The organism is Mesorhizobium sp. M1342 (genome assembly GCF_040317955.1).
Classification (GTDB): Bacteria; Pseudomonadota; Alphaproteobacteria; order Rhizobiales; family Rhizobiaceae; genus Mesorhizobium.
This window is the reverse complement of sequence record NZ_JAMYLI010000039.1, coordinates 33,006-58,444: the sequence shown is the minus strand read 5'-3', so window position 1 is coordinate 58,444 and position 25,439 is coordinate 33,006. Positions and strand designations below refer to the sequence as shown.

The 25,439-nt window shown below is 61.6% G+C and carries 25 protein-coding genes and 1 pseudogene; 6 read left to right on the top strand and 20 right to left on the bottom strand.

Annotation, left to right across the window (positions count from 1 at the left end):
* Positions 1 to 284: 284 nt before the first annotated feature.
* From NKH06_RS29085 to rpoZ, 15 genes and pseudogenes are all read right to left on the bottom strand, one after another.
* A complete protein-coding gene (locus tag NKH06_RS29085; protein ID WP_352441265.1) occupies positions 285 to 3,029 on the bottom strand; it encodes a DUF2339 domain-containing protein in 2,745 nt (914 codons plus the stop codon).
* 112 nt (positions 3,030 to 3,141) lie between these two features.
* Positions 3,142 to 3,660: a PaaI family thioesterase gene (locus tag NKH06_RS29080; protein ID WP_023812876.1), complete on the bottom strand. Its 519-nt coding sequence runs from the start codon at positions 3,658 to 3,660 to the stop codon at positions 3,142 to 3,144.
* Positions 3,657 to 4,433 carry a DNA repair protein RecO gene (gene recO / locus NKH06_RS29075; RefSeq protein WP_023812875.1) on the bottom strand — a complete coding sequence of 259 codons (777 nt, stop codon included), beginning with the start codon at positions 4,431 to 4,433 and terminating at the stop codon, positions 3,657 to 3,659. Before recO ends, NKH06_RS29080 begins: the two co-directional genes overlap by 4 nt.
* A gap of 132 nt (positions 4,434 to 4,565) precedes the next feature.
* The gene (locus NKH06_RS29070) at positions 4,566 to 5,723 is read right to left on the bottom strand and encodes a porin (RefSeq protein WP_352894830.1); all 1,158 of its coding nucleotides are present in this window, start codon (positions 5,721 to 5,723) and stop codon (positions 4,566 to 4,568) included.
* 550 nt (positions 5,724 to 6,273) lie between these two features.
* Positions 6,274 to 6,405 (bottom strand): hypothetical protein, encoded by a 132-nt coding sequence (locus NKH06_RS29065; RefSeq protein ID WP_352609815.1) that lies wholly within the window; start codon positions 6,403 to 6,405, stop codon positions 6,274 to 6,276.
* Positions 6,406 to 6,450: 45 nt separating this feature from the next.
* Positions 6,451 to 7,172: pseudogene (locus tag NKH06_RS29060) on the bottom strand (phosphotransferase).
* Between the two features lie 5 nt (positions 7,173 to 7,177).
* Positions 7,178 to 8,104, bottom strand: coding sequence for a GTPase Era (gene era / locus NKH06_RS29055; RefSeq protein ID WP_128303038.1), 927 nt, complete (start codon positions 8,102 to 8,104; stop codon positions 7,178 to 7,180).
* Entirely contained in the window at positions 8,101 to 8,853 is a 753-nt protein-coding gene (gene rnc / locus NKH06_RS29050) for a ribonuclease III (RefSeq protein ID WP_352441267.1), read from the bottom strand. Before rnc ends, era begins: the two co-directional genes overlap by 4 nt.
* Positions 8,853 to 9,602 carry a signal peptidase I gene (lepB, locus tag NKH06_RS29045; protein WP_013532585.1) on the bottom strand — a complete coding sequence of 250 codons (750 nt, stop codon included), beginning with the start codon at positions 9,600 to 9,602 and terminating at the stop codon, positions 8,853 to 8,855. Before lepB ends, rnc begins: the two co-directional genes overlap by 1 nt.
* Positions 9,603 to 9,680: 78 nt before the next feature.
* Positions 9,681 to 10,094, bottom strand: a complete 414-nt coding sequence (gene acpS, locus NKH06_RS29040; protein ID WP_027038035.1) for a holo-ACP synthase — start codon at positions 10,092 to 10,094, stop codon at positions 9,681 to 9,683.
* On the bottom strand, positions 10,091 to 10,690 hold the full coding sequence (locus tag NKH06_RS29035; protein WP_128303036.1) for a DUF2062 domain-containing protein: 600 nt from the start codon (positions 10,688 to 10,690) through the stop codon (positions 10,091 to 10,093). Before NKH06_RS29035 ends, acpS begins: the two co-directional genes overlap by 4 nt.
* 255 nt (positions 10,691 to 10,945) lie before the next feature.
* Positions 10,946 to 11,326, bottom strand: a complete 381-nt coding sequence (locus NKH06_RS29030; RefSeq protein WP_352630857.1) for a VOC family protein — start codon at positions 11,324 to 11,326, stop codon at positions 10,946 to 10,948.
* 70 nt (positions 11,327 to 11,396) lie between these two features.
* The gene (gene pyrE / locus NKH06_RS29025) at positions 11,397 to 11,975 is read right to left on the bottom strand and encodes an orotate phosphoribosyltransferase (protein ID WP_127289373.1); all 579 of its coding nucleotides are present in this window, start codon (positions 11,973 to 11,975) and stop codon (positions 11,397 to 11,399) included.
* A 50-nt stretch (positions 11,976 to 12,025) separates the two neighbouring features.
* A complete protein-coding gene (locus NKH06_RS29020; RefSeq protein ID WP_023812864.1) occupies positions 12,026 to 14,254 on the bottom strand; it encodes a RelA/SpoT family protein in 2,229 nt (742 codons plus the stop codon).
* Between the two features lie 128 nt (positions 14,255 to 14,382).
* Positions 14,383 to 14,784 (bottom strand): DNA-directed RNA polymerase subunit omega, encoded by a 402-nt coding sequence (rpoZ, locus tag NKH06_RS29015; protein WP_352894827.1) that lies wholly within the window; start codon positions 14,782 to 14,784, stop codon positions 14,383 to 14,385.
* A 324-nt stretch (positions 14,785 to 15,108) separates the two neighbouring features.
* Between rpoZ and NKH06_RS29010 the strand changes: the two genes are divergently transcribed.
* From NKH06_RS29010 to NKH06_RS28995, 4 genes are read left to right on the top strand one after another with little or no spacing between them, the layout of a single operon-like run.
* Positions 15,109 to 15,690 (top strand): LabA-like NYN domain-containing protein, encoded by a 582-nt coding sequence (locus tag NKH06_RS29010; protein WP_023812862.1) that lies wholly within the window; start codon positions 15,109 to 15,111, stop codon positions 15,688 to 15,690.
* Between the two features lie 11 nt (positions 15,691 to 15,701).
* Positions 15,702 to 16,358, top strand: coding sequence for a uracil-DNA glycosylase (locus NKH06_RS29005; protein WP_128303033.1), 657 nt, complete (start codon positions 15,702 to 15,704; stop codon positions 16,356 to 16,358).
* 58 nt (positions 16,359 to 16,416) lie between these two features.
* On the top strand, positions 16,417 to 16,728 hold the full coding sequence (locus NKH06_RS29000; RefSeq protein WP_023812860.1) for a type II toxin-antitoxin system RelE/ParE family toxin: 312 nt from the start codon (positions 16,417 to 16,419) through the stop codon (positions 16,726 to 16,728).
* Positions 16,719 to 17,024: an addiction module antidote protein gene (locus NKH06_RS28995; protein WP_023812859.1), complete on the top strand. Its 306-nt coding sequence runs from the start codon at positions 16,719 to 16,721 to the stop codon at positions 17,022 to 17,024. The genes NKH06_RS29000 and NKH06_RS28995 overlap by 10 nt, the downstream gene beginning before the upstream one ends.
* Positions 17,025 to 17,079: 55 nt before the next feature.
* Here NKH06_RS28995 and NKH06_RS28990 read toward each other — a convergent pair whose 3' ends face one another.
* From NKH06_RS28990 to dapA, 3 genes are read right to left on the bottom strand one after another with little or no spacing between them, the layout of a single operon-like run.
* Positions 17,080 to 17,787: a glycoside hydrolase family 25 protein gene (locus tag NKH06_RS28990; RefSeq protein WP_023812858.1), complete on the bottom strand. Its 708-nt coding sequence runs from the start codon at positions 17,785 to 17,787 to the stop codon at positions 17,080 to 17,082.
* 15 nt (positions 17,788 to 17,802) lie between these two features.
* Positions 17,803 to 18,282 carry an SsrA-binding protein SmpB gene (gene smpB / locus NKH06_RS28985; RefSeq protein ID WP_013532594.1) on the bottom strand — a complete coding sequence of 160 codons (480 nt, stop codon included), beginning with the start codon at positions 18,280 to 18,282 and terminating at the stop codon, positions 17,803 to 17,805.
* Between the two features lie 25 nt (positions 18,283 to 18,307).
* Positions 18,308 to 19,189, bottom strand: coding sequence for a 4-hydroxy-tetrahydrodipicolinate synthase (dapA, locus tag NKH06_RS28980; protein ID WP_352775982.1), 882 nt, complete (start codon positions 19,187 to 19,189; stop codon positions 18,308 to 18,310).
* Between the two features lie 245 nt (positions 19,190 to 19,434).
* On the opposite strand from dapA, the gene NKH06_RS28975 reads away from it, so the two are divergent.
* Positions 19,435 to 21,486: a lytic transglycosylase domain-containing protein gene (locus NKH06_RS28975; RefSeq protein ID WP_352795204.1), complete on the top strand. Its 2,052-nt coding sequence runs from the start codon at positions 19,435 to 19,437 to the stop codon at positions 21,484 to 21,486.
* 276 nt (positions 21,487 to 21,762) lie between these two features.
* The gene (locus tag NKH06_RS28970) at positions 21,763 to 22,662 is read left to right on the top strand and encodes an alpha/beta fold hydrolase (protein WP_352441275.1); all 900 of its coding nucleotides are present in this window, start codon (positions 21,763 to 21,765) and stop codon (positions 22,660 to 22,662) included.
* 59 nt (positions 22,663 to 22,721) lie between these two features.
* Here NKH06_RS28970 and NKH06_RS28965 read toward each other — a convergent pair whose 3' ends face one another.
* Entirely contained in the window at positions 22,722 to 23,816 is a 1,095-nt protein-coding gene (locus NKH06_RS28965) for a tyrosine-type recombinase/integrase (RefSeq protein ID WP_352441276.1), read from the bottom strand.
* A 238-nt stretch (positions 23,817 to 24,054) separates the two neighbouring features.
* Entirely contained in the window at positions 24,055 to 25,158 is a 1,104-nt protein-coding gene (locus tag NKH06_RS28960) for a porin (RefSeq protein WP_128363099.1), read from the bottom strand.
* Between the last annotated feature and the right edge of the window lie 281 nt (positions 25,159 to 25,439).

Genomic DNA, 25,439 nt, shown 5'->3' with positions numbered 1-25,439 from the left:
CCTCCAATCCAGCCAGCATCTTGAATCACAAACATCCGGCTTTGGGAATCCTACGATTCTCTCAAAATAGGAATCGCTCTAGACGAGTACAACCGCGTACAAGTCGACGAAGCTTATGATCTGGTCACGACGAAGCCAATAGGTTCCTTCAGCCCGGCGTTTGTCCGCAAGATCGCGGGCCTCATCAAAGAGGCAGTCGTACAACGCCGCGTGCGTGGCACCATCCGAAAATAGCGAATAGGCGGTCCATGAACCGGTAAGAACTGTTCACGGAAGCAAGCGTGTCATCCCTCCTTCGCCGCCCGCGTCAGCAGCCGCTGATAAAACAGTCCGATGCCGATCAGCACCGCGCCGAGGCCGATGAAGGACAGCGCCCTGAGCACTCCCTCCAACTCCGACATGTCGAAGATGAAGACTTTCAGCACGGCGATCGCGATCAGCGCGGCCGAGGCAATTCGCAGCACCTGCGACTTCAGCCAGACGCCGGCGGTGAGCAGCGCCACACCGATGACCAGCCAAAGCGCCGAGTAGGTGTAGGTTTCCAGCGGGCCGAGGCCGCTCCACAAGCCGATGAACTCGCCCTTGAACAGACGCCTCACCGAGAGCGTGGCATAGGCGAAGGCAAGCGCGGCAGCCACCACAGCCAACATCTGCGCATACCATTTCGGCCGCTTGTCCCTGGTGTAGAGCGCCAGCGCGCCAACGGCGACCGCTGGCAAGAGATAGGCGAGGAACAACAGGTTGAACACCGGGATGCGGCCGGTCGATTCGTCGGTGAACAATGGGTTCAGCAAGACGAAATGCCTGACAACGATGAAGGCGACCGAGGCCACACCGGCGGCCATCGAACCATAGCGCAGCACCGAGCTTGGCGAGCGCATGTCGATGGCGACCAGGATGGCGCCGGCGCCAATGGCGATCAGCGTGTAGATCGACTGTTCGGCGAGCGTCATGGCACCCGTGTCGATGACGCCGCCGTGCATGGCGTGGCGCACCAGCATGGCGAGCGTGAGCAGCGCAAACAGCGCCGCAGCCGCCTCCATGGCAAGGCGCGGCCGGCCATTCGTGGTGCGGGCGAGCTGCCAGGCGGCGAAGCCGAAGGCCAGCGCCGGCACGCCGTAGCCGGGCAACAGCCAGTTGAAGACCGGTGTCCTCGACAGGAACCCGGCGCCGACAATGGTCGGGTCGAAAGCGACGCGGCCAAGCACCGCGATCACAGCGCCGACCGAAATCCAGCCGAGCACCGGATAGGCGCGCCGGCGCGTGGCCAGCGCCGGCACGATGGCCGCCGCACCGAGCAGGATGGTGGTCCAGCCGGAATCGAAAGCCATATGCATGAGCAGGAGCCCGGCGATGGCCGCGCCGCCCAGGGCAAACGACACCGCGACACCGCCCTTGAGCGGCGGCTCCTCGGCCCGCGCGATCCACTCGCCACCGGCGGCGAAAATGACGACCAGCAGTGCCGCCGCGGCAGCGTAGACAAAGTCACGGTCGAGATTGCCGAAAGTGAACCAGAGCGCCAGCAGGACGACCAGCGGGACGATGACGCCCCACGCTGCCCATGAGGCCGCGCGGATCTGCGTGCCGGCGGCGAACCGGCGTGCGGCCCAGAAGCCGGCGCCGATGAAAACCAGGCCAAGTACGATGCCGATGCGCAAGGTCAGCGCGTTGGACGTGGCCACCGGCAGTCCGTCGACGCCCAGGGCACCGCCCGAAAAATCGGAAGCGATCGAGGTTGGCGGGATGATGCCGAGATAGATCAGCACCATGACCAGTCCCGCGGCATAGAGGAGCGGCAGCGCCAGCGGACGATAAAGCGCGACAGCCACCATTGCGGCGATCACCACCGCGCCCGGCAAGGCATCGCCGGCGGCTGCAAAGACCGGGTCGACCGACAGGCCAAGCGCCGAGAATGCGATGAACAAGCCAGGCACGATAGACGGCCAGTCGAAAACCCTGGCCGGCCCGGTTTCATCGCCACGGCGAGCGAGCCAGACAAGGGCCAGCACAGCCAGCGTGACGGCGTCGATGAACAGGATGGCGGAGAGGTTCGCCCCCCGCGCATCGGTCATGTAAAGGATGGTCCAGACACCGGTGCCGAAAAAGGCCGCCGCCATCAGCGACGTCCAGGCGCGCATGCGGGCGATGACGCCGGTGGCGGCGAGCACGATCGCGAGATAGCCGAACAGCGCCCAGGGATTGGGCGCCTGCGAGGCGACCAGCACCGGCGTCACCATGGCACCGACGAGACCGGTGCCGGCCAGCGCCTGGCCATGGACGAGGGCTGCCGCGATCGTCGCCACGCCGATGACGCCGAGCAGCGTGAAAGCGAGTGCCGGGCCTATGAAGCCGTAAATGCCATGCGCGGCATAGACGGTGCCGAACAGGATGAAGGCACCGGCAGCAGTCAGGATTGCTGGAATATAAGCGCCGGCGGCCCCTTGCACCGGCACCTTGAAGCCGGTGCGGCGGATGAACTCGCCGCCGGCGACCAGCACCAGGCCGAGCACGCCGGCCATGGCCAGCCGCACGCCGGGACCGAAAATGCCGGCTTCAATGGTGTAGCGGATCAGGAACAGGCCGCCCAGCGCCAGTGCGATGCCGCCAACCCAGACCGCCCAGCGGGTTCCGAGCGCGGTTTCGACATCGGATTGGCGGGCGGCTTTCGCCGCTCCGGGAAGCTCCGCGGGATCCACCGCCTTCGGTGCCGGTTCTGGAGCGGTCCACGGCCCGGAGACGATCTCGCCGGTCGAGTCTTCCGTGTCCGTGGCTGGCGCCGGGGCGGTGACTGATGCGCTTACCTCCGGCGGAACGATATCGGTCGCAGCCGCTGCGTCCGGAGCCATGTCGGCGGGCGCGTTGTCGTCCACCTGTTCGGACGACTGGGCCGCAGGCGGCACGGCACCGGAAAGGACCAGGCTGCGCAGCGCGCCAAGCTCGCGCTCGACAAGGCCGATGCGGCTCTGCTGGCGCGAAATGATGACGAACAAAGCGATGATGGCGACAAGGCCGATCAGGCTTTCAAACATGGCGGTTCCCCCAAACCAGGCCAGTTTTCACTGACATCCGTCGTACTGACATTCAAATGCGGCGGCCAAGCGGCCAGAAAATCCAAGCTCGGAAAACTCAATGCGCCGCCAGTCAACGCGCCGCCAGATTGGCGGCCGGAAAGATCGAGCATGTTTCGGTGCCGAAAGCCAGCAGCTTGCCGCCGGCATCCTTCAACGTCGCTTCCGACACCGCCAACGTGCGGCCCTTGTGAACAACCCTGCCCTCGCACACCACCTCGCCGGTCCTCGGCGTGATGGGACGCGTCAAATTCACCTTGAACTCCGCCGTCGTATAGGCCTCGCCCTTTTCGAGCAGCGTCTGCACGGCACAGGCCAGTGCCGAATCGAGCAGCGTCGCCGCCCAGCCGCCATGTACGCTGCCCAGCGGATTGAGATGGCGCTCGCTCGGCATGCCACGAAAGACAGCGCGCCCTTCCGAGACTTCGGTGAGAGTGAAATTCAGCTGAAAGGAAATCGGCGGCGCCGGATACTTGCCGTCGACGATGCGCTGCAGCAATTCCAAACCGGTGTATTTCAGGATGTCGGCGTGCGGAATGGTGCCGAGGCCGAGCGGTGAGACCCGGCCAGGATAAAGTTCGACCTCGCTCATGTGATGATTTCTCTGGCTGCGTCCTCGCCAGCTATGGCCTTGCCGCGCGCGTGATGTTTGCGCAAGGCGGCGAGGAAGCCGGTACGAGCGTCTGGCGGCTCGAAGCCGCGCGGCTCATAGACATGGCGGTTGAAGAAGAAGCCGGTGAGCCGGAAGGCGTCCTCGACCGCTGCCGCATCGGCGCGCAGGCCGGAGCCGCGCTGCAGGAAAGCCGGCAGAGTCAGCATCTTGTCGCGCCAAGGCAAACCGGCTTCGCGCGATACCGCGCGTCCCGACTTCGGCGAGACATAGGCCAGGTCCTGTCGCGTGCCGGTGGCGGCACATTGACTGAGATCGAGGCCGAAGCCGAGTTCGTCCAGCACCAGAAGCTCGAAGCGCGCCACCAGTTCGCCGGCAATTTCGGCATCGTCGAGATGGACGATCATTACGGCAAGCGTTTCGTAAAGACCTTCGTGCGCATCGCGCTCGGGCAGCAGGCGCAGATGCGCGGCCATGGTCTGCAAGCCGTAGACGGCGACGGCGCTGTCCATCAGCCGGGCCGCGTTCATCTCGATCGCTTCGGCCTGGAACGTGCCGAGGTGCTCGTCAAGGCGCGCTCGCCACAACAGGTCGACACGGTTGCCGGGCTGGAGAACAGGCTGCTGCTTGCGCGAACGGCCGCCGCGAACAAGGCCGAGATGACGGCCATGCGCTCGCGTCAACACCTCGAGAATGGCGCTGGTTTCGCCATGCTTGCGGGTGCCGAGAATGATTCCCTCGTCGCGCCATTCCATTTCAGGAGCTTTTCACCGATCGGGTGGCGAAATCAAGGTATCGGCTTGGCCCTGGGTAACTCTCATGCCAATGGCATAAAAAACCGCCCGCAGCGATGTGCTGCGGGCGGGCTGGTGAGGTCAGTCGATCTGTTAGAAATTGCGCTGGAAGCGAACGATGCCGCCGACGCTGCTCTTCTTGTCGGCCTTGGTCCAGTTGTTGAAATCGAAGTCGTCGAATTTTCCTGCATTGAGGTAATCGACTTCGGCCGTGATCGTGTAACCGGGGACGATGGTGTAGGCAACGTTGGCCGCGACGCCGAGGTTCTTCCAGTCGTCATAGGAGACCTGGGCGTTGAACGAGGTCTTGTCGTTGAACTTGTAGGTGCCGCCGCCCCAGATCGCCCAGTTTCCGCCCCATGGCTTGTATTGGGTACGGCCTGTGCCGAAGTCGTTGATGTTGTCGTTGGTGCCGTAGCCGCCCATGACGAACAGCGTCAGTTCCTTGCTGACGTTGACGTCCAGACGGACCTTGCCGGACACTTCCTCATAGTTGCTGTCATAGGCCACGACGCCGGTGATCGCACCCCAGTCGCCCTTGTACTTCAAACCGCCGACAACATGCGGAACGTAGCTGTCGATCGTGTTGACGGCGGTGCCTTCTTCGAGCGAGACCACGCCCGTGAAGCCGCTGCCTGCGTCGAAGTAGTAGCTGATGAGGTTGGTATCCTTGACACCATACGGGATGAGCGTGTCCTGGATGACATTGCCGGCATAGCCGATGAACTGGTCGTATACCGTTTCATCCTTGCCGACCCGCAGGCCACCGAGCTGGATCCAGGCGAAATTCAGCGAAGTCTTGCTGGTTCCATCTGCCTTGTTATTGCCGGCTTGCCAGCCAGTGCTTGAGCTTCCGTCATAGTCGCCAGAGGAGTTGCCGAACTGGAACCGGGTCTCGGTGAAGGTCTTCAACGTGCCGAGCTCGGTTTCCTGGCCGGTATAAGTCCTCAGCGTGAAGCGCATGTTCTTGTAATAAGTGTCGTGCCTATCGCCGTCCATGTGATCGGCAACGTTGTTGACACCATCGAACGTGCCGGAATCGCCGACGCCCATGTCGTAGCGGAAATAGCCGCCGATGCGCAGGCAGGTCTCGGTGCCCGGGATGTAGAAGTAGCCGGCGCCATAGACGTCGCAAATCTTGACGTATTCGGCAGGTTCCGGCTCGGCAACGACGACAGCGTCGGCGGCGCGCGCGCCGCTGACCGCGATGAGGGCCGCGGCTGAGCCGAGAAGGAGGCTCTTGATGTTCATTTTCTGACCTCTCCAGTCTTAGTTATAAATGGCTTCGGATTTGTGGCTGGCGGCAATGTTTTCCCGCCTCACCCCCACAGCGAAAAAGGCTCGCATCGCTCGCCCTTTTCAGCGGCGAACATACCCATCGATCATCTGTCTTCAATGACGATTTCTCGAATAATGCCAATTCCTTGAACAGATTAATACTGTGTTGCACAAATAACACTTGCGAATCCGACGAGTGGCACAACTGGCACAATGTCATTTATTAAATATATATACCGATACTTTCGCGGCTAAATACAATTGTGACGTGCTATATTTCCAAAATGACCGTATAATGCGGAATATCTACCTGATTTACGCCGAAATCGCCTGAATCTTGCCGCCCCCTTTATCGTCAGATGCCGCCGATCCGCCAAACCCACTTTGATACCGAGGCGAAAAGCGGGATGACGCCTCCAAGCCTGTCTGCCTCTTCCAAAGCGATCGAAACCCCCTGGAGCGCTGTCGCGTCGCTGATTGTGACAGCAGTCAACCGTTGAAGGCGATTCCTTCGCGACGCCTCTCAGTCGACCTTGGCGACGCAGGCGACGTGGTCGCCCGCCTCGATCAGGCGGATCGGCACTCCATAAGTCCGGGAAAGCGTCGTTTCGGTCAGAATGTCCCTGGTCGCGCCATGCGAGGATGGTTCGGCCACAGGATCAGGATCTGGTGGGCGAGAGCGGCTTGAACGTTTGGCGCCTCACGCCCCGTGCGCGTGATCGGCAAGCACTTCATCGATCACATGACGGGATCTTTCAACCTCGACAGGGTTGACGTCGATCTGCCCGGCAACCGTGATCAGCGCCTTCCAAAGCGTCCAGCCACGACCGCGCGCCCACATCGCCCCGTCGGCCGGAAGGCCGGCACGAAACGCCTCCCGGCTTTTGCCTTCCAACAGCGTCCACGCAATCGCCAGATCGCAGGCGGGATCGCCGACGCCGGAGGTTCCGAAGTCGATCACCGCGCTCAACCGGCCTTGCCTGACCAGCAGGTTTCCCCAACTGACGTCACCGTGGAACCAGACCGGTGCACCGTGCCATTGTGCGGCAAGTGCTGCCTCCCACACCGCGCTGGCGGCGTCCGTATCGATCTTGCCGTCGAGGGCGGCAATCGCTTGCCGGGCCTCGCCATCGTAGACGCTGAGTGCTCCGCCGCGAAAGAAATTGTGCTGTCCCGGCGCCGGTCCGCCGGCAGCGGCAACAGAGGCGCCAGTCTCGGCAGCCAACGATGCTCCTTTTCCACCTGCAGGGAATAGGCCCCGGCACTCGGCAGCCGCACGGTCATCTCGTCACCGAGATGAAAGGTCCTGTTGTCCCAGCCGCCTGATGCAACCGGCCTGATCGCAAGATCCTTCCACTTGGGAAACTGCGTGGCGATCAATCGGCTGACAAGTGCTATGTCGATATTCGGCTTGCTGACCATCGAGCCTAGCGCGGAAACTCGAGCCCCATCTCGCGATAGCGCTCGGGGTCGTCGCCCCAGTTCTCGCGCACCTTGACGAACAGGAACAGATGCACCTTCTGTTCGAGAATGCCTGCTATCTCCATCCGCGCCGCCTGGCCGATGGCGCGGATGGTCTCGCCCTTGTGGCCGAGAACGATCTTCTTCTGGCTGTCCCGCTCGACATAGATGGTCTGGTCGATGCGCACCGAGCCGTCCGGCTTCTCTTCCCATTTCTCGGTCTCGATATGCGAGGAATAGGGCAGTTCCTGATGCAGCCTGAGATAAAGTTTTTCGCGGGTGATCTCGGCCGCGAGCTGGCGCATCGGCAGGTCCGAGATCTGGTCTTCCGGATAGTACCAGGGACCGACCGGCAGAGCCTCGGCCAGGTAATCGAGCACGTCCTTGCAGCCGGAACCAGTCAGCGCCGAAACCATGAAGGTGCGCTTGAACGGCACCCTTTCGTTCGCTGCCGCCGACAGAGCCAGCAGCGCTTCGTGCTTGACGCGGTCGACCTTGTTGAGGATCAGCACCATCGGCTGGCGCACATCCTTCAGCCGTTCGAGGATGGCGTCGGCGTCGCCCCTGATGCCGCGCTCGGCGTCGATCAAAAGCAGCACGATATCGGCGTCCTTGGCCCCGCCCCAGGCGGTGGTCACCATCGCCGTGTCGAGCCTCCGCTTCGGCTTGAAGATGCCGGGCGTGTCGACGAAAACGATCTGCGCATTGTCATGCGTGGCGATGCCGCGCACGATGGCGCGGGTCGTCTGCACCTTGTGGGTGACGATCGACACCTTGGCGCCGACCAATTGGTTGACCAGCGTCGACTTGCCCGCATTGGGCGCGCCGATCAGGGCAACGAAACCGGAATGCGTGGGGGCAGCTTCCGTTGCCGGTTCTTCGGTGGCGGTCATGCCGCACTCCCTTCACTTGAGCGCGCGCGCTCCGATTTTTGGGCCGATGTGGTGGTCCAGACGCCTTCGCGCAAAAGAAATGCCGAAGCCGCCGCTTCTTCGGCCACCCTGCGGGAGCCGCCAGTACCGCTTATCGGCGCAAAGCCACGGACCTGCAAGGACACGGTGAAGACGGGCTGGTGGTCCGGGCCTTCGCGTTTTTCGATCACATATTCGGGGCGCGCATCGCTGGTCTTGGCAATCCATTCCTGCAGATCGGATTTCGGATTGAGCGGTTTTGCGATCACCGTATGAGAGCGCGGTTCCCAGTAGCGCAGGACGAACCGCCGCGCGGCCTCGATACCACCGTCGACGTAAACCGCCGCGATCAGGGCTTCGACCGCATCCGCGAGGTAGTTTCCGCCTGAGCCACGCGACCGCATCTTCAAGGCAGCATCGGCCCGGACCAGATCTTCGAGCTGCATTTCGATGCCGATTTCCGAGCATGTCCGCGCATCGACCAACGCATTGAAGCGCGGGGCGATTTCACCTTCCGGCGCATTAGGAAATTTCTCGAAAAGCATATCGGCGACGACGAGCCCGAGCACGCGGTCGCCAAGAAATTCAAGACGTTGGTTGTTGGTGGCCGCCTTGACGGCGCTGGAATGCGTCAGGGCGGTCTCGAGCAAACGGACATCCTTGAAGACGTGGCCGGTCTTGGCCTTCACCAAACCGGCCAGAGTTTCGCCTGTCGGACGCTTCAAAGCCATCAATTGACGAAGTGGAACAGGCGCGAAGCGCGCATCAGCGACGGCCATTTCCAGATTTCGAGAGGGCTCGCCTTGCCGGCGATCGAGAAGAAAACAAGATTGGCGCGGCCAACCAGATTTTCCGCGGGAACGTAGCCGACGGTGAAACGGCTGTCCGCGGAATTGTCCCGGTTGTCGCCCATCATGAAATAGTGGCCGGGCGGCACGTCGAATTCGCGGGTGTTGTCGCCGATCGAGTTCGAATTCAGGTCGAGCGTGTCGTAGCTGACGCCGTTGGGCAAGGTCTCACGATACACATCGATCGGGCGCGATTCCTCGGTGATGTCGGGATTGTCGATCTGGCCTGTTTTCACGCGCGGCACGCCGACGCCGTTGATGAAAAGCTGGCCGTCCTTGACCTGGATCTTGTCACCCGGCAGGCCGACAACGCGCTTGATGTAGTCGACGGACGGATCAGGCGGGAACTTGAAAACCGCTACGTCGCCGCGCTTCGGCTCGGAGCCCCAGATGCGGCCTGAAAAAATATCGGGTCCGAAAGGCAGCGAGTAGCGCGAATAGCCGTAGGACCATTTGGTGACGAACAGATAGTCGCCTTCCAAAAGCGTCGGCCGCATCGATCCCGACGGGATCGAAAAAGGCTGGAACAGCAGCGTGCGGATGACCAGGGCGAGCAAAAGCGCCTGGACGATGACGCTGACGGTCTCGCCAAGCCCGCCGGATTTCTTCTCGGATTTTTCAGCCACGCTCATGTCGTCCTCGATTGTGCGTTGGATGGTATAGAGTCTCGGCGCGCGCTGGGCAACGTCAATGCCGGTCGTCAGAGGCAATCAATGTGGCGCTTCTTCGACGGGCAGCGCCTCGATGATCACAAAGGCTTGAGCGAGCGGGAAATCATCCGTGATGGTGAGGTGGATCGCCGCCCGGTGGCCCTTTGGCAGGATTTTGTCCAGCCTGGCCTGCGCTCCTCCCGTCAGCGCCATGGTCGGCGCGCCACTGGGCAGGTTGACGACACCCATGTCGCGCCAGAACACGCCCTGCGCCAGACCGGTGCCCAGCGCCTTGGCGCAGGCCTCCTTGGCAGCGAACCGCTTGGCATAGGAGGCCGCGCGGGCGCGTCGATTGTCCGAACGCGCCTGTTCGATCTCGGTGTAGATTCTCTGGATGAAGCGCTGGCCGTGACGCTCCAGCGACTTTTCGATGCGTCTGATGTCGATCAGGTCGCTGCCGATGCCGATGATCATCGCGCGGTGGAACCGATGCTTGCGCCGGGATGGGACGATTGCGCATGCCGGCTTGCACGCTCGGCCAGACGCTTGCGCCGCTGTTCGCGGAAAGCGTTCATGCCCCAGCGCGTGATGGCGTAGAACAGCAGCCCGAAGGCGAGCCCGAGCGGAACCGCGCCGATCAGCATCGGTTCGAGGACCGGTTTCCACAATTGCGCGAAGGAGAGATTATGCAGCATCTCGCCCAGATGTGCCGGCGGCCCATGCGTCGGCAGGCGGTCATGCAGGATGAGCTTGCCCGTTTCCCACGACGCGCCCCATAGCAACGGGAAGGTCAGCGGGTTGCCGAAAAAAACCGCGCCGAGAGCGGCCGCCACCAGATTGCCGGCGATCACCCAGCACAGGAGGGCAGCGATGATGAAATGGAAACCGACGGGAAAGAATGAAGCGAAGACACCGGCCGCAACACCGGCCGCAACCGCATGCGGTGTGGCCTTCAGCCGCAGGATGCGCTTGGAAAAATACTGAAGCGAGCGCGAAAACGAGCGGCGCGGCCAAAGGTAGGTACGCACCCGCTCATAAAGGCCATCAGGCTTGCGGCGTCGAAAAAGCACTCTGTTCCCGTTCCACAGCGCCCGCAACGGCACCTTCAGCCGGGCGTGGCAGCCACATCTTGCGCTTGACTATCACCCTATGGCAATCGCCACCTTATATAACGACGCGCTGGCGCAAGAACAACCAAACACCTTCTATGCGCCGCGCTTGTCGCCGCCCTTCGGGGCGGCAGGTCTTGCTTCGAACATTGGATAATCGCGGCGAATTTAGGGAACCGGCAGTCGCATCGCCGAAAGGCGCATCGCCGCCGGCGGCTACCGCAGGTATTCGCTGACCTCGACCAGATTGCCGTCTGGGTCACGGAAATAGACCGACATCATAGGACCTCTAGCCCCGACACGTTCGACCGGGCCGAGTTCCACCGCCACACCATTGGCCGCGAGCCGGGCACGGACCTCATCCAGTGGCCGGTCGGTGATCAGGCAGAAATCACCTGATCCTGATGTCGGCGACTTCGCCTTGGGCTCGAAGGTGCGGCCGACCTCATGCACATTGATCTTATGGGTACCGAAAGCCAGCGCCGTCGGCCGATCCGCCGCGTCGATGCGCTCAAAACCCAGCACGCGCTGGTAAAACTCACAGGTCACTTCCAGCGAAGCGACCGTCAGCACGAAATGATCGATGCCGGCGATCATTTCCAATCTGTCTCACGCATGTCGCTTTCCCCAAAACCGCCGCACACTGTTGGGCGAAAAAAATGCCCCGTCAGATGTTGCGGCTGCCGGGCTTGATCGCCGGGATGGCGGCAAGCTCCGGCGGCAGCCGGTCGGCCGGATAGGCCGGGACCTCATACTCGGCAAGCGCGATGAGCGGCACACCGACATCGGTCTTGCCAGCCGAACGATCAATGATGCAGGCCGCGGCCACCACCTCGGCGCCAAGATCGCGCAGGCACTCGATGGTCTCACGGATCGACAGGCCAGTGGTGACGATGTCCTCGACGATGACGACACGCGAGCCCCTGGCGATCTCGAAGCGGCGCAAGCGGAACTTGCCGCCTTCCCGCTCGACCCAGATCGCCGGCACGCGCAGATGACGCGAGGTCTCATAGGCCGGGATCAGCCCTCCGATCGCCGGGCCTACGACATAGTCGATCTTGCCTGGCACGCCAGCGCGTATCTTCTCGGCCAACGCCTTGCACAGAAGCTCGGTCTTGTCGGCATGCATGAACACGCGCGCCTTCTGCAGGAAGACCGGACTGCGCAGGCCCGAGGTCAAAATGAAATGCCCTTCCAGAACAGCACCCGCCTCGCGGAAAATGCCCAGCACTTCATCGGTGTTCATGTCTGCCTCTTTTTGATTGACCATGACTTTGTCCGAAACCGGAGCATGGTCTAGCCATTGACGCGTCTTGCGTCGCTGACGCTCGAATTGTCCTTGAGCTGCGACAGCAGCCGGTTGAGGTGCTTGAGATCCCAGACTTCGAGATCGATCAGCATTTCGGTGAAGTCGGGAGCAGTGCGCACCATCGACAGTGTATGGATGTTGGCGTCGTTCGAGGCAACCACCTGCGCTATATCGGCGAGTGACCCCGGCGCGTTGATGGCGGTGACCGATACGCGCGCCGGAAAGCGTTCCTTGGTGCGCTCGTCGATGTCCCAGCGCACGTCGATCCAGCGTTCGGGCTGATCGTCGAACGCCTGCAGCGCCGGCGACTGGATCGGATAGATGGTGATGCCGGTGCCCGGCTGGACGATGCCGACGATGCGATCGCCAGGCACCGCCCCTTCCGGCGCGAAGCGCACCGGCAGATCGCCGCGCACGCCGCGGATCGGCACGGCGCCATCGCGTGGCTGGTCCTTGTCCTTGCGCGCGGCACGACCCGGAATCTGGAACAGCATGCCGGCGGCATTGCGGATTTTCGACCAGCCCTCCTCGCGCGGCTTGGGGACGGCCGTGGTGACGCGCTCATCCTTGTAGTCGGGGAATACCGCCTTCATGACGTCGGTGGAGGCGAGCTCGCCGCGCCCGACGGAGGCCAGCACATCCTCGATGTCCTTGCGCGCCAGCCTGTGCAGCACCTGCTTCAGGCTCTCCTTGGTGAAGGTCTTGCCGGCACGCTCGAAGGCGCGCTCCAGGATGCGGATGCCGAGACCCGAATATTGCTTGCGGATGGCGTTCTTGGTGGCACGGCGGATGGCCGAGCGCGCCTTGCCGGTGACGACGACCGATTCCCAGGCCGCCGGCGGCACCTGCGCCTTGGAGCGGATGATCTCGACCTCATCGCCGTTCTTCAGTTCCGTCATCAGCGGCATGATGCGGCCGTTGACCTTGGCACCGACGCAGGTGTCACCGACATCGGTGTGCACCGCGTAGGCGAAGTCGATCGGTGTCGCGCCGCGCGGCAGCGCAATCAGCATGCCTTTCGGGGTGAAGCAGAACACCTGGTCCTGAAACAGTTCCAGCTTGGTATTTTCGAGGAAATCCTCGGGATTGTCGCCTTCGGCAAGCTGCTCGATGGTGCGCCGCAGCCAGGCGTAGGCGTTGGTTTCCTTTGAAATCGCGTGGGCGGCGCCATTCGTCTTGCCGCCTGTGTCCTTGTAGATCGAATGCGCGGCGACGCCGTATTCGGCGATCTTGTTCATCTCTCGGGTGCGGATCTGCAGCTCGACACGCTGGCGCGACGGGCCGACGATGGTGGTGTGGATCGACCGATAATCGTTCTGCTTCGGCGTCGAGATGTAGTCCTTGAAGCGGCCCGGCACCATCGACCATGCGGTGTGGATGGCGCCAAGCGCCCGGTAACAGTCCTCGACCGTGTCGACGACGACGCGGAAGCCGAAAATATCCGAGAGCTGCTCGAAGGACAGTGCCTTGGCCTCCATCTTGCGGAACACCGACCACGGCTTCTTCTGCCGGCTCTTCACGCCGGCGTTGATCGCATGCTTCTCGAACAGCGTGGACAGCGCTTTTTCGATGTCCGTCAGCACGCCCTTGTTGCGCTCGAAGATTTCGGCAAGCCGTGCGGTGACGGCGCGATAGGCCTCCGGATTGATGAAGCGGAAGGCGATCTCCTCCAGCTCCTCGCGCATGCCTTGCATGCCCATGCGGCCGGCCAGCGGCGCATAGATATCCATCGTCTCCTCGGCGATGCGCAGGCGCTTGGCCTCCGGCATGTGGTCGAGGGTGCGCATATTGTGCAAACGGTCGGCGAGCTTGACCAGCAGCACGCGGACATCTTCCGAAATCGCCAGCAGAAGCTTTCTCAGGTTTTCCGCCTGCTCGGCCTTCTTCGAGACGAGATCGAGCTTCTTCAGCTTGGTCAGGCCCTCGACCAGCTTGCCCATTTCGGGGCCGAACAGATCGTCGATCTCGGCCCGTGTGGCGGTCGTGTCCTCGATCGTGTCGTGCAGCAGGGCGACCGCGATCGTCGCCTCGTCCATATGCATCTCGGTGAGGATGGCGGCGACTTCGAGCGGGTGCGAGAAATACGGGTCGCCGGAAGCGCGCTTCTGGTGGCCATGCTTCTGCATGGCATAGACATAGGCCTTGTTGAGCAACGCCTCGTTGACGTCAGGCTTGTAGCGCTGGACGCGCTCGACAAGCTCATACTGACGCATCATGGGCGGGATCTCGCGGTGCTGAAATGATTGATGCGCCGCACTAGCGTACGGCGCATCCCATAGATAGCCACGAAACTGACTGGACGGAAGTGCCGGAAACGTATTCCAGGCAGGTCCAGAGCGCTGGCTTAGTAGTCGTCGCTCTTTTCCGGCGGCACCAGGCCCTCGATGCCGGCCAGGAGGTCTTCCTCGGTCATCCGGTCGAAGGTGACGTTCTCCTCGGTGTCATCGGCGTCGGCGGCCGCAACGGCGGCGCCGGTCTGATCGGCAATCGCCTCGCCGTCGGCTTCGGGCTCGTCGACCTCGACATGCTTCTGCAGCGAATGGATCAGATCTTCCTTGAGGTCGTCGGGCGAAAGCGTCTCATCGGCGATCTCGCGCAGCGCCACGACCGGGTTCTTGTCGTTGTCACGCGGCACGGTGATCGGCGCGCCCTGGCTGATCTGGCGGGCGCGGTGGCCGGCCAAGAGCACCAGCTCGAAGCGGTTGTCGACCTTGTCGATGCAATCTTCAACGGTTACGCGGGCCATGGATTGCCCCTTTCATGCGATGGATTTGATGGAAAACAGGCGCGGTCCATAACCCGAACGCCGCCAAAATACAAGCATCATGGCAATGGCCGGGCTGCATGGCGCCCAAACCTTGGTTCAAACACCCGATTTGGCAAAACCTGTCTGTGGTTATGTGTTCGGTGTCCCGATCACAATTGCTTGCAGTACAGCACGCACCCTTGGATTGCCGCGAAACTGGCGCTATTTCGGATGGCATGGAGGTCAGCCGGTTTATTATGAGCCTGACCGAACGCTATCGCATTTCGTTTAGACGGCCGTTTATTTCGAGAAGGAATATTTTCCATGTTCGACCCTCGTGAAAAAATCGCCCTATTCATCGACGGCGCCAATCTTTACGCGACGTCGCGTGCACTCGGCTTCGACATCGACTATCGCAAGCTCCTGTCGAGCTTTCAGAAGCGCGGCTATCTGTTGCGCGCCTATTATTACACGGCGCTGGTCGAGGATCAGGAATACTCCTCGATCCGTCCGTTGATCGACTGGCTCGACTATAATGGCTTCAAGGTGGTCACCAAGCCGGCCAAGGAGTTCACCGACTCGACCGGTCGCCGCAAGATCAAGGGCAATATGGACATCGAGCTTGCGGTCGATGCGCTGCAGCTCGCCGATGTCGTCGACCACTACGTCATCTTTTCCGGCGACGGCGACTTCCGCACGCTGGTCGAGGCGTTGCAGCGGCGTGGCCGCAAGGTGTCGATCGTCTCGACCATGGCCTCGCAGCCGCCGATGATCTCCGACGACCTGCGCCGCCAGGCCGACCATTTCATCGACCTGATGACATTGAAGAACGAGGTCGGCCGTGATCCCTCCGAGCGGTCGGTGCGGCGGCCCGAGCCGGCCGAAGTCGACGAGGACGATTACTGAGGCCAGTCGCCTTGACCGCCCTTTCCGCCTCCGAACCCGGCCGCGATTGCCCGCTCTGCCCGCGGCTGCATGACTTCATCGCCGAATGGCGGCAGCGCGAGCCGTCCTGGTTCAATGCGCCGGTGCCGACTTTTTTGCCTCCCGAAGGTGACGCGACGGTCCAACTGCTGATCGTCGGGCTGGCGCCCGGCCTTCGCGGTGCCAACCGAACGGGCCGCCCGTTCACCGGCGACTATGCCGGCGACCTGCTCTACTCGACGCTGATTTCGCACGGTTTTGCACGCGGCGAATTCAAGGCCAGACCCGACGACGGATTGGAGCTTGTCGGCACCGCGATCACCAACGCGGTGCGCTGCGTGCCGCCGGAGAACAAGCCGGTGGGCGCAGAGATTGCCACCTGTCGGACATTCCTGGTGCCGACGATCGCGCGGTTCCCCAATTTGCGCGCCGTGCTGGCACTGGGATCGATCGCGCACCAGTCGACCGTGCGGGCACTGGGTGGGCGCGTCGCCGCCTACCCGTTCAAGCATGGCGGGCAGCTGCCGGCCGGTGGCGTCACGCTGTTTTCGAGCTATCACTGCTCACGCTACAACACCAATACCGGCGTGCTGACCGAGGCAATGTTCGTCAGCGTTTTCAGCCAGATAGCGGCGTTCTTGGGCAAGTAGGCACGATAAGCAATCAGCTTCTCCCCTTGACAATAGTCAACCATGGTTTACAGTTACCATGATGCAGGTTTTCGAAACCGATACATTCAAACGCTGGCTCGAAGACCTCCGCGACGCGCAAGCAAAAGCCCGCATTGTTCGGCGCATCGACCGACTGACTGTAGGCAATCCGGGAGACGTCAAGCCCGTTGGCGAGGGCATAAGCGAAATGCGGATCGACGATGGTCCTGGCTATCGCATCTATTTCCTCCAAGCAGGCAACTTGTGCGTGCTGCTCCTTTGCGGTGGCGACAAAGGAACGCAAAGCAGAGACATCGCAGCCGCAAAAAAACTCGCCAAGGAATGGAAGGACAAGGCAATATGGCAATGAAAGTCACAGCCTTTGACGGGGCCGAATATCTCGACACTCCAGAGGCAATCGAAGCATATCTGGCAGCGACGTGCGAAGATGGCACCGCAGCGGAGATTGCTCATGCGCTTGGCGTCATTGCGCGTGCGCAGAACATGACGAGACTTGCCGAGAAAGCCGGTATGACGCGACAGGCTCTCTACAAGGCCCTGAGCGGCGAAGGGAATCCCGAATTCGCAACGATCATGAAAGTGGCCGAGGCGCTTGGTCTGAAACTGACCTTCGTGAGCGCGCAGGCAGGACGGAACGCTGCGTAACACGAATCAGCGCGCCGACATTTGGTTCTCCATCTCGCCAGCGGAATTCGTCTGATCAAGGTGCAGCGAACAGCTCGGCCAATTTCTCCGGCCCACCCTGCAGCACATTCAGGTCGACATCGCCGTTGATGCCGTCGACGCGACCCCTGTTGTGGTACTGCCAGTAGACCCAGTCGTCGCGATCCGGCTCCAGGAGCAATGAGCGGAGCCAGAGCGGACGGGCAGCAATCCGCGCTGCATACGCTTCCGCTGCGTCGTCGGTCAGATAGACCACCGCCGGCTTGCCGAACGCCGCCTCGACTGGAGCGAGGAACGCGGCCAGTTCGGCGTTCAATTGTTCGGGCGTCGGCCGCTGCGGGCAGTTGCCGCCGAATTCGATATCGACCACGGGTGGCAGCAGGGGCTGATCGTGCGGCACCACCGAGATGAAATTCTTCGCCTGGTCCGCACCCGGCCGGCAAAAGGTGAAAAAGTGATAGGCGCCGACGGCGAGACCGGCGGCCCGGGCCTCTTCCAAATTCCGTGCGAAAGCATCATCGACATGATCGCCGCCTTCGGTCGCCTTGATGACGGCAAAGGCGACATCGTCGGCGGCTACGCGCCGCCAATCAATCTGGCCCTGATGATGGGAGACGTCGATGCCCCTGACCGGATATTTATCGCGATCCGGCGAGAATGTGCGGAAGTAGAGATAGCCGCCTGCCGTGATGAGGCACACCGAGACCAGGCTCGCTAGACCGAAAAGAACAATCCGGTTCGTCAAGCGAATGGCCCCAGCCTACCCACGCTCTTTTAAGAGCCGGCCCTTCTCGCGCGACCAGTCGCGCTGCTTCTCGGATTCGCGCTTGTCGTGCAGTTTCTTGCCGCGGCCGACGGCGAGCAACAGCTTGGCGCGACCCTGGTCGTTGAAATAGATTTTCAGCGGCACCAGCGTCATGCCTTCGCGGTCGACACTCTGCGACAGTTTCGCCATCTCGCGCTTGTTGAGCAGCAGCTTGCGGCGCCGGCGCGGCTCATGGTTGAAGCGGTTGGCCTGCAGATATTCCGGCAGATAAGAGTTGATCAGCCAGATCTCGCCGCCTTCGACCGAGGCATAGCTGTCTTGGATGTTGGCTTGGCCCTGGCGCAGCGACTTGACCTCGGTGCCGGTCAGCACCAGACCGGCCTCGACCGTGTCGAGCACCTCATAGGAAAACCGCGCCTTGCGGTTTTCCGAAACGGTCTTGTTGTTGGGATCGGCTTTTCTGACTTGATTCATGATGCGGAGAGGTGGCGCCTCATCCCTAATTAATCAAGCCGGCGTGCTTCATCGCCGCATCGATCTTGTCGGCGGTCGAATGTTCGACCGTCATTAGCGGCGAACGCAGCACATTTTCGACCTTGCCCAGCTTCGACAGCGCATATTTCGCCCCGGAAACGCCAGGTTCGATAAAGATCGCCTTGTGCAGCGGCAGCAGACGATCTTGCAATTCCAGTGCCTTGGCGCTGTCGCCGGACAGCGTCGCCTCCTGAAATTCCGCGCACAGCCGCGGCGCGACATTCGAGGTCACCGAGATGCAGCCGACGCCGCCATGCGCGTTGAATCCAAGCGCCGAAGCATCCTCGCCCGAAAGCTGGATAAAATCCATGCCGCACGTGGCGCGCTGCTCGGAGACCCGTTCGACCTTGCCGGTGGCATCCTTGACGCCGACAATGTTCTTGAAGTCGTGCGCAAGCCGCCCCATCGTCTCCGGCATCATGTCGATCACCGAGCGCGGCGGGATGTTGTAGATGATGATCGGCAGCTTGGTCGCCCTGGCGACCGCCGCGAAGTGCTCGTACAGGCCGCGTTGTGTCGGCCTGTTGTAATAGGGCGTGACAACGAGTGCAGCATCCGCACCGGCCTTCTCGGCATACTGCACGAGGCCGACCGCTTCCTCGGTGTTGTTGGAGCCGGCGCCGGCGACGACCGGAACGCGGCCCTTGGCCACCTCGATACACACCTTGACGACCTGGCGGTGCTCGTCATGCGACAGCGTCGGCGACTCGCCGGTGGTGCCGACCGGCACCAGTCCAGTCGTGCCCTCGCCGAGTTGCCATTCGACGAATGCGCGAAAGGCTTTCTCGTCGAAACGCCCGCTCTTTTCGAACGGTGTCACGAGCGCAGTAAGCGAGCCTCTCAGCATATCGTCCAACTCCTTGGCACTTCTATTTTGTGTCGGTGTTTTGTTGTGCGCGCCTTCTAGCCGAAAGCGAAGCGGCGCACCATAGTCTCGACATGGTTGCACGGCAAGCATTGCCATGGTGCCAGCAAGCGCAATTCGAACGGCCTCGATAACTCTTTGTTTACGAGCTCTTCACGACCTAAGTTTAGGCTTCGAGGCATCTCCGCCTGCTTGTGGAATGCCAGGACAAGGAAGATTTAAGGATCATGCCGGGCGGTCGGCCTCACATTCTCGCGCTGCTTGGCGCCACGCTCGCGCTGATGCCGGGCATGGCGATCAGTGGTAGCGTGGACGTACGGGTCACCTCAGCCATTCCGATGCCAGGCGCGGCAATTGCGCTGCCTGACCTGCAGGGCAGGATCCCACAGCCGCCCTTGCCCGACGTCGCCCCCTTGAAAAGCGGGCTGGATGCGTTGGCGGCGGGCGATAGTCCCCGCGCTCGTGGTGTGCGCGATGGCCTTCCCGCTCAGTCGCTCGACCAGCATATCCTTGCCTGGGCGATCGCGCTTTATGGCGGCGACAAGATTCCGAGCGGCGATATCACTGCTGCGGCCAAGATGCTGCCCAATTGGCCGGGCACCGTCACCCTGCGCAAAAACAGCGAACGCGCACTCTATCGCGAGAACCCTGCCCCCGATGCCGTCATTGCGGCATTCGACGGCGGCCAGCCGCAGACATTCGAAGGCGTGATGGTTCTTGCCCGCGCCTATGTGGCGTCAGGCAATATCAAGGCGGCACGTTCGGTGCTGTCGCCCTTCTGGCGCACCGCGATCCTGGAGGCCAAGGACGAGGCGGCGCTGATCAAGGAATTCGGTAGCCTGATCCCGGCCGCCGACCACCGCTTTCGCATGGAGCGCATGTTCTATGCCGACCGTGCGAATTCCGCCCTGCGTGTCGCCGGCCTTGCCGGTGCCCAGCAGCTCGCCGATGCATGGGCGGCGGCCGACAAAGGCGACAAGAACGCGCCCAAGCTGCTGAAGGCCGTGCCGGCAATGCAACGTTCGGCCGGCTACTTCTTCGCGCAGGCCGAATATCTGCGCAAGCAGGAGGATTTTGCCGGCGCCGCGGCCATTGTGATGCAGGCGCCGACCGATCGCGAAGCTCTGGTCGATCCGGATGCCTGGTGGGTCGAGCGCCGGGTGCTGTCGCGCGAACTGGTAGACCAGGGCGACATGAAGACCGCGTACAAGATCGTCGCCACACACGCCGCCGAAAGTGCCACCAATGCGGCGGACGCCGAATTCCATGCTGGCTGGTACGCGCTGCGCGGCCTGAACGACCCAAAAACCGCGGCCAGTCATTTCGCTCGCATCGCGGACCTCGCCCAGGGGCCGATGACGCTGTCGCGCGCCTATTACTGGCTCGGCCGTGCCGCGGAAGTCGGCGGTCCGGGCAATGCCAAGGACTATTTTGCGCGCGCCGCTGCCTATGGCACGACATTCTACGGCCAGCTTGCCGCCGAACGCGTGGGGCGGCAGGCGCTGAACATCGTCTATCCCTCGCCAAGTGCAGCCGACCGGCAGAATTTTGCCGGCCGCGAGGCCGTCAGCGCCATCAAGCGGCTGCAGGAGGCGGGCTACGACCGCTATGCCGAGACGCTCTATCGCGACCTTGCCGGGCAGTTGACCAGTCCGGGAGAACTGGCGCTGCTGGCTGTCCTTGCCGAAAAGCAAGGGAACCATTTCATGGCGCTGAAAATCGGCAAGATCGCCGGGGCGCGCGGCATCGATGTCGGCGCATTGTCGCATCCGCTCGGCGTCATTCCCGATTCGGCCGACATTTCCGGCTCGGGCAAGGCGCTGGCCTATGCGATCGCCCGCCAGGAAAGCGAATTCAACATCGGCGCCGTGTCGAGCGCCGGCGCGCGCGGGCTGCTGCAGCTGATGCCGGGAACCGCAAGGCAACTGGCGAAGAAGGCCGGGCTGCAGTTTTCACAAACACGGCTGACCACTGATGCCGGCTATAACGCGACGCTTGGTTCGGCCTTCCTCGGCGAACAGCTCGACCGCTTCAACGGCTCCTACGTGCTGACCTTCGCCGGCTACAATGCCGGCCCCAACCGGGCCAGCCAGTGGGTGGCCAGGTATGGCGACCCACGCGGCAAGGACATCGACGCGGTCGTCGACTGGATCGAGCGAATTCCCTACACGGAAACCAGAAGTTACGTTCAGCGCGTGATGGAGAATTACGAGGTCTACAAGATGCGTATTTCGGGCAAATACGACATTGTCGGGGATCTGGTGAACGGGCGGGGTTGACGGCTCAAGAGGCGACTTCGTCGAAGCTGGAGATCTCCCCCTTGCGGGGGAGATGCCTGGCAAGGCAGAGGGGGGGGTGCTGTCCCTCGGCCTATCAGTTCAATGGCTCATTCCCAGTAATGGGCCAAGGTTGGCAATCCTTCACACCCCCCTCTGGCCTGCCGGCCATCTCCCCCGCAAGGGGGGAGATCGGCAGCTTCAGCGCCCCGCCCTCTATTTGACCATCCCCGCGCTCGCCTGTAGCAGTCGGCTGAGGCATGGCGGGAGAGAATCCAGATGTCGAGCACCAAAGGCTTTTCCGACTTCTTCTTCAGCGCACCCGATGGGCTACGCCTTCATGCGCGCATCTATGGTGAGGCCAATACCGGATCCTGGCCGGTTGTCTGCCTGCCTGGCCTGACCCGCAATGCCAGGGATTTTCACGAGCTGGCGCTCTATCTGTCGACGGATGCGGCAACTCCGCGAAAGGTCGTCGCCTTCGACTACCGTGGGCGCGGGCAGTCAACCTATGATCCCGACGTCAAAAATTACAATGTCGGCGTGGAGGCCGGCGACCTCCTGGCCGGGCTGACGGCGCTGAACATCGGAGAAGCGGCCTTCATCGGCACCTCGCGCGGCGGGCTGATCATCCATGTGCTCGGGATGATGCGGCCATCCGTCCTGAAAGCCATTGTTTTCAACGACATCGGACCGGTGATCGAGACGGCCGGGCTTGCCCATATCCAGTCTTATCTCGAGCGCGACCCGGGACCGAAAACCCGCACGCAGGCGGCGGCCGCCCAGCGCAGCGTGCATGGCGAAGACTTCCCCGCCCTTGCCGGCGCCGATTGGGATCGCATGGTCTGGGCTCTCTACCGCGAAACGGATGGTGGGCTGGTGCCGGATTTCGATCCGAAGTTGGTGGATACCGTGGCGAGCCTCGATCTGACGCAGAAGCTGCCTGATCTATGGCCTCAATTCGAGGCGTTGGCCGCCATCCCGTTGCTCGCCATACGTGGTGCCAATTCGAGATTGCTGTCCATGGACACGCTCAACCAGATGAGAGAGCGACATTCCATGATGGAGACGATCACTGTCGAGGGCCAGGGCCATGCGCCATTCCTGGAGACCGGCAGCCTGCCGGGCGACATAGCCGCTTTTCTCGACCAAGCCGAACGCAGGAATATCTCGAAGTAAATCCCATGACCAAACAAGGTCACGGGATAGCTACAATAGTATAGACAGGATTCTTCAGCCTACTTGGCTTTTGAATTTTTCCGAGCCGCTTTCGGCGACTCTTTTGCGGCGGCGGCTGCCTCATCCCTCTTTTTTCGCCCTGCCGTCGGCGACGAAGGCGTCGTCACGGGCGAAGAAAACATGGAGCCTTCAGCGCGATTGCCGCCCGGCTGAGTCGATCGAGGCGTTTCCAGCACGATGACACAGCCATCGAGATCGTTGGTGGCCAGATGCGCGTAGCGCATGGTCATCGACAACGTCTGATGGCCGAGCCACATCTGCACGCGCCGGATGTCGATGCCGCCCTGGACAAGACGCGAGGCGCAGGTATGGCGCAGTATGTGCGGCACCACCTGATCGTCGGCGCCGAGACCGACTTCGGCCTTCGCGTCGTTCCAGATGGCACGAAACTGTGCCTGGCTGAGCTTGGTGAACGGTCCTTTGGGCCGGCGACCCTCAGTGGGAGGCAGCTTGATGACCTCCTTGACCCGCTCGGTCATCGGGATGGTGCGGCTGCGGCCGGATTTGGTGATCCAGAAACTGACGCGATGCTCCTGGATATCGTTCCAGATCAGCCCAAGCGCCTCGCCGAGACGGCATCCGGTGTCGACCAGGAAGACGGAAAGCCTGTAGGCATCCTCGCTGCGGCTCTTGATGGCGGCGAACAGCCGCGCCTCTTCGTCCCTTTCGAGGAAGCGAATCCGACCCGCCCGCTCCTTCTGGCGGCGGAACTCGGGCAGGCTGTGGATATCCCCCATCTTGTGAGCCTTGCGCAGCAGTTTGCTGAGGGCAGCCATCTTTCGATTGATGGTTGCGTTGCTGTTGCCGCGCTGGCGCAAGGTGCCGATAAGGTTGTCCAGGGTACTTTGGTCAAAGGCGCTGAAACGCTCCCCAAGGAGGATCTCGTCTATTTCGCCGATGAACGAGCTGACATTATACTTATGCCGCCCATCATCCCATAATATGTCCCGATATGCTGAAAAAAGATCTCCGACCCGATGCGACTTTACTTCTCTAATCTTGTTGTAGGTATATCGAATCTTCGGACTTTGAGAAGAAAACATCGAAAAATGATCAGAGGACTCACCCTCTTGAATCGCTTCGTTCGTCATCATTTGCCACACCCCCGAGTGGGATAGGTCAGCCCTACCCGCTTGGAAGCGTCCTTTCAAGAGATTTTAATCACGCAGTTGTGATTTCATCCGCCCATCAGCAGATCCCACGAAATCACCCCACGGATTCATTCAGCTACCGTTACCCCCATCCTTCCGTTTGCCTTGATCCAGTCGCGAAAACAAAAACAGCCCGGGCGTTGTGCGCCCGGGCTGGATTTCACCTGTAAGGAACCAGCCCTTAGAACGAGCGCTGGAAGCGGAGGATACCGCCGATGTTGTTTTCTTTGTCGGCGCCAGTCCAGTTGGAGACGGTGTCATCACCAACATGGAGGTAGTCGACTTCCGCCGTGATCGTCAGACCCGGGACGATATCGTAGGCAATGTTAGCCGCGGCGCCGAAGTTCTTGCCATCGTCATAAGACAGCTGAGCATTGAACGAGGTCTTCTCGTTGAACTTGTAGGTGCCACCGCCCCATACGGCCCAGCTACCGCTCCACAGCTTGTACATGGAGCGACCACCGCCGAAGTCGTTGATATTATCATCAGTGCCGTAGCCACCCATGATAAACAGCGAAAGTTCATTCGTGGCGTTCACATCCAAACGAACCTTTCCAGAAACTTCTTCGTAATTGCTGTCATAAGCAATGACGCCGCTGATGCCACCCCAACCCTGCGTCCACTTCACGCCGCCAACGACATGAGGGACGTAGCTGTCGATCGTGTAGTCGCCATAGCCTTCTTCGAGCGAGACCACAGCCGAGAAGCCGTTCCCAGCGTCGAAGTAGTACTGAATCACGTTCGTGTCGAAGCCACCATAAGGAACGAGCGTATCCTGGATGACGTTGCCAGCATAACCGGTAAACGTATCGAACGCCGATTCGTCCTTACCGACGCGCAGGCCACCGAGCTGGATCCAGGCGAAATTAAGCGAAATGCCCTTATTGAAGGCTTCGTCGCTAAAATTCGTGTTGCCGAAATTGATACGGGTCTCGGTGTAGGTCTTCAAGGTGCCGAGTTCGGTCTCCTGGCCGGTCCAGGTCTTCAGCGCGAAGCGTGCATTTTTTCTCCAGGTATCCTGGACGTCACCATCCATCCGGTCGATAGCACGAGCACCATTAAACGAACCAATGTCACCAGCGCCGATGTCATAACGGACATAGCCGCCGATGCGCAGGCAGGTTTCGGTGCCGGGGATGTAGAAGTAGCCAGCGCCGTAGACGTCGCAAATCTTGACGTATTCAGCGGGTTCCGGCTCGGCGACGACGACGGCGTCGGCGGCGCGCGCACCGGAAACTGCGATCAGGGCCGCAGCGGAGCCGAGGAGAAGGCTCTTGATGTTCATTTTCTGACCTCCAGTCAAAAGTTAAAAAACGGGTCTGGGTATTCTTTGCTGAAGGACAGCGTTCCCTGCCCCATCCCCACTACCGAAAAAGATGCGCACCGCGCCGCTCCTTCAAAATCGACATTACTCATGAGACGGCGGCGTTCAACCACGATCGTACCGGTGAAAGGGCTGCCTGGCTGCTATCCCCCGGCGTTGTTGCACAAATGACACGATTTGGCCTCACTCAGAAAGCTCTCGTTAACCATCAGGCCACCGCAACCCCTTGCTCGTCGCCGAAT

Excerpts from the sequence above, each read along its gene's own strand:
- NKH06_RS28965 (WP_352441276.1), bottom strand. The coding sequence starts at position 23,816 with ATGATGACGAACGAAGCGATTCAAGAGGGTGAGTCCTCTGATCATTTT.
- recO (WP_023812875.1), bottom strand. The coding sequence starts at position 4,433 with ATGGAATGGCGCGACGAGGGAATCATTCTCGGCACCCGCAAGCATGGC.
- NKH06_RS29085 (WP_352441265.1), bottom strand. The coding sequence starts at position 3,029 with ATGTTTGAAAGCCTGATCGGCCTTGTCGCCATCATCGCTTTGTTCGTC.
- era (WP_128303038.1), bottom strand. The coding sequence starts at position 8,104 with ATGACCGCCACCGAAGAACCGGCAACGGAAGCTGCCCCCACGCATTCC.
- NKH06_RS29070 (WP_352894830.1), bottom strand. The coding sequence starts at position 5,723 with ATGAACATCAAGAGCCTCCTTCTCGGCTCAGCCGCGGCCCTCATCGCG.
- rnc (WP_352441267.1), bottom strand. The coding sequence starts at position 8,853 with ATGGCTTTGAAGCGTCCGACAGGCGAAACTCTGGCCGGTTTGGTGAAG.
- dapA (WP_352775982.1), bottom strand. The coding sequence starts at position 19,189 with ATGCTGAGAGGCTCGCTTACTGCGCTCGTGACACCGTTCGAAAAGAGC.
- pyrE (WP_127289373.1), bottom strand. The coding sequence starts at position 11,975 with ATGAACACCGATGAAGTGCTGGGCATTTTCCGCGAGGCGGGTGCTGTT.
- NKH06_RS29020 (WP_023812864.1), bottom strand. The coding sequence starts at position 14,254 with ATGATGCGTCAGTATGAGCTTGTCGAGCGCGTCCAGCGCTACAAGCCT.
- NKH06_RS28970 (WP_352441275.1), top strand. The coding sequence starts at position 21,763 with ATGTCGAGCACCAAAGGCTTTTCCGACTTCTTCTTCAGCGCACCCGAT.
- NKH06_RS29010 (WP_023812862.1), top strand. The coding sequence starts at position 15,109 with ATGTTCGACCCTCGTGAAAAAATCGCCCTATTCATCGACGGCGCCAAT.
- NKH06_RS29000 (WP_023812860.1), top strand. The coding sequence starts at position 16,417 with ATGATGCAGGTTTTCGAAACCGATACATTCAAACGCTGGCTCGAAGAC.
- rpoZ (WP_352894827.1), bottom strand. The coding sequence starts at position 14,784 with ATGGCCCGCGTAACCGTTGAAGATTGCATCGACAAGGTCGACAACCGC.
- lepB (WP_013532585.1), bottom strand. The coding sequence starts at position 9,602 with ATGAGCGTGGCTGAAAAATCCGAGAAGAAATCCGGCGGGCTTGGCGAG.
- NKH06_RS29080 (WP_023812876.1), bottom strand. The coding sequence starts at position 3,660 with ATGAGCGAGGTCGAACTTTATCCTGGCCGGGTCTCACCGCTCGGCCTC.
- acpS (WP_027038035.1), bottom strand. The coding sequence starts at position 10,094 with ATGATCATCGGCATCGGCAGCGACCTGATCGACATCAGACGCATCGAA.
- smpB (WP_013532594.1), bottom strand. The coding sequence starts at position 18,282 with ATGAATCAAGTCAGAAAAGCCGATCCCAACAACAAGACCGTTTCGGAA.
- NKH06_RS28960 (WP_128363099.1), bottom strand. The coding sequence starts at position 25,158 with ATGAACATCAAGAGCCTTCTCCTCGGCTCCGCTGCGGCCCTGATCGCA.
- NKH06_RS29030 (WP_352630857.1), bottom strand. The coding sequence starts at position 11,326 with ATGATCGCCGGCATCGATCATTTCGTGCTGACGGTCGCTTCGCTGGAA.
- NKH06_RS28975 (WP_352795204.1), top strand. The coding sequence starts at position 19,435 with ATGCCGGGCGGTCGGCCTCACATTCTCGCGCTGCTTGGCGCCACGCTC.
- NKH06_RS28995 (WP_023812859.1), top strand. The coding sequence starts at position 16,719 with ATGGCAATGAAAGTCACAGCCTTTGACGGGGCCGAATATCTCGACACT.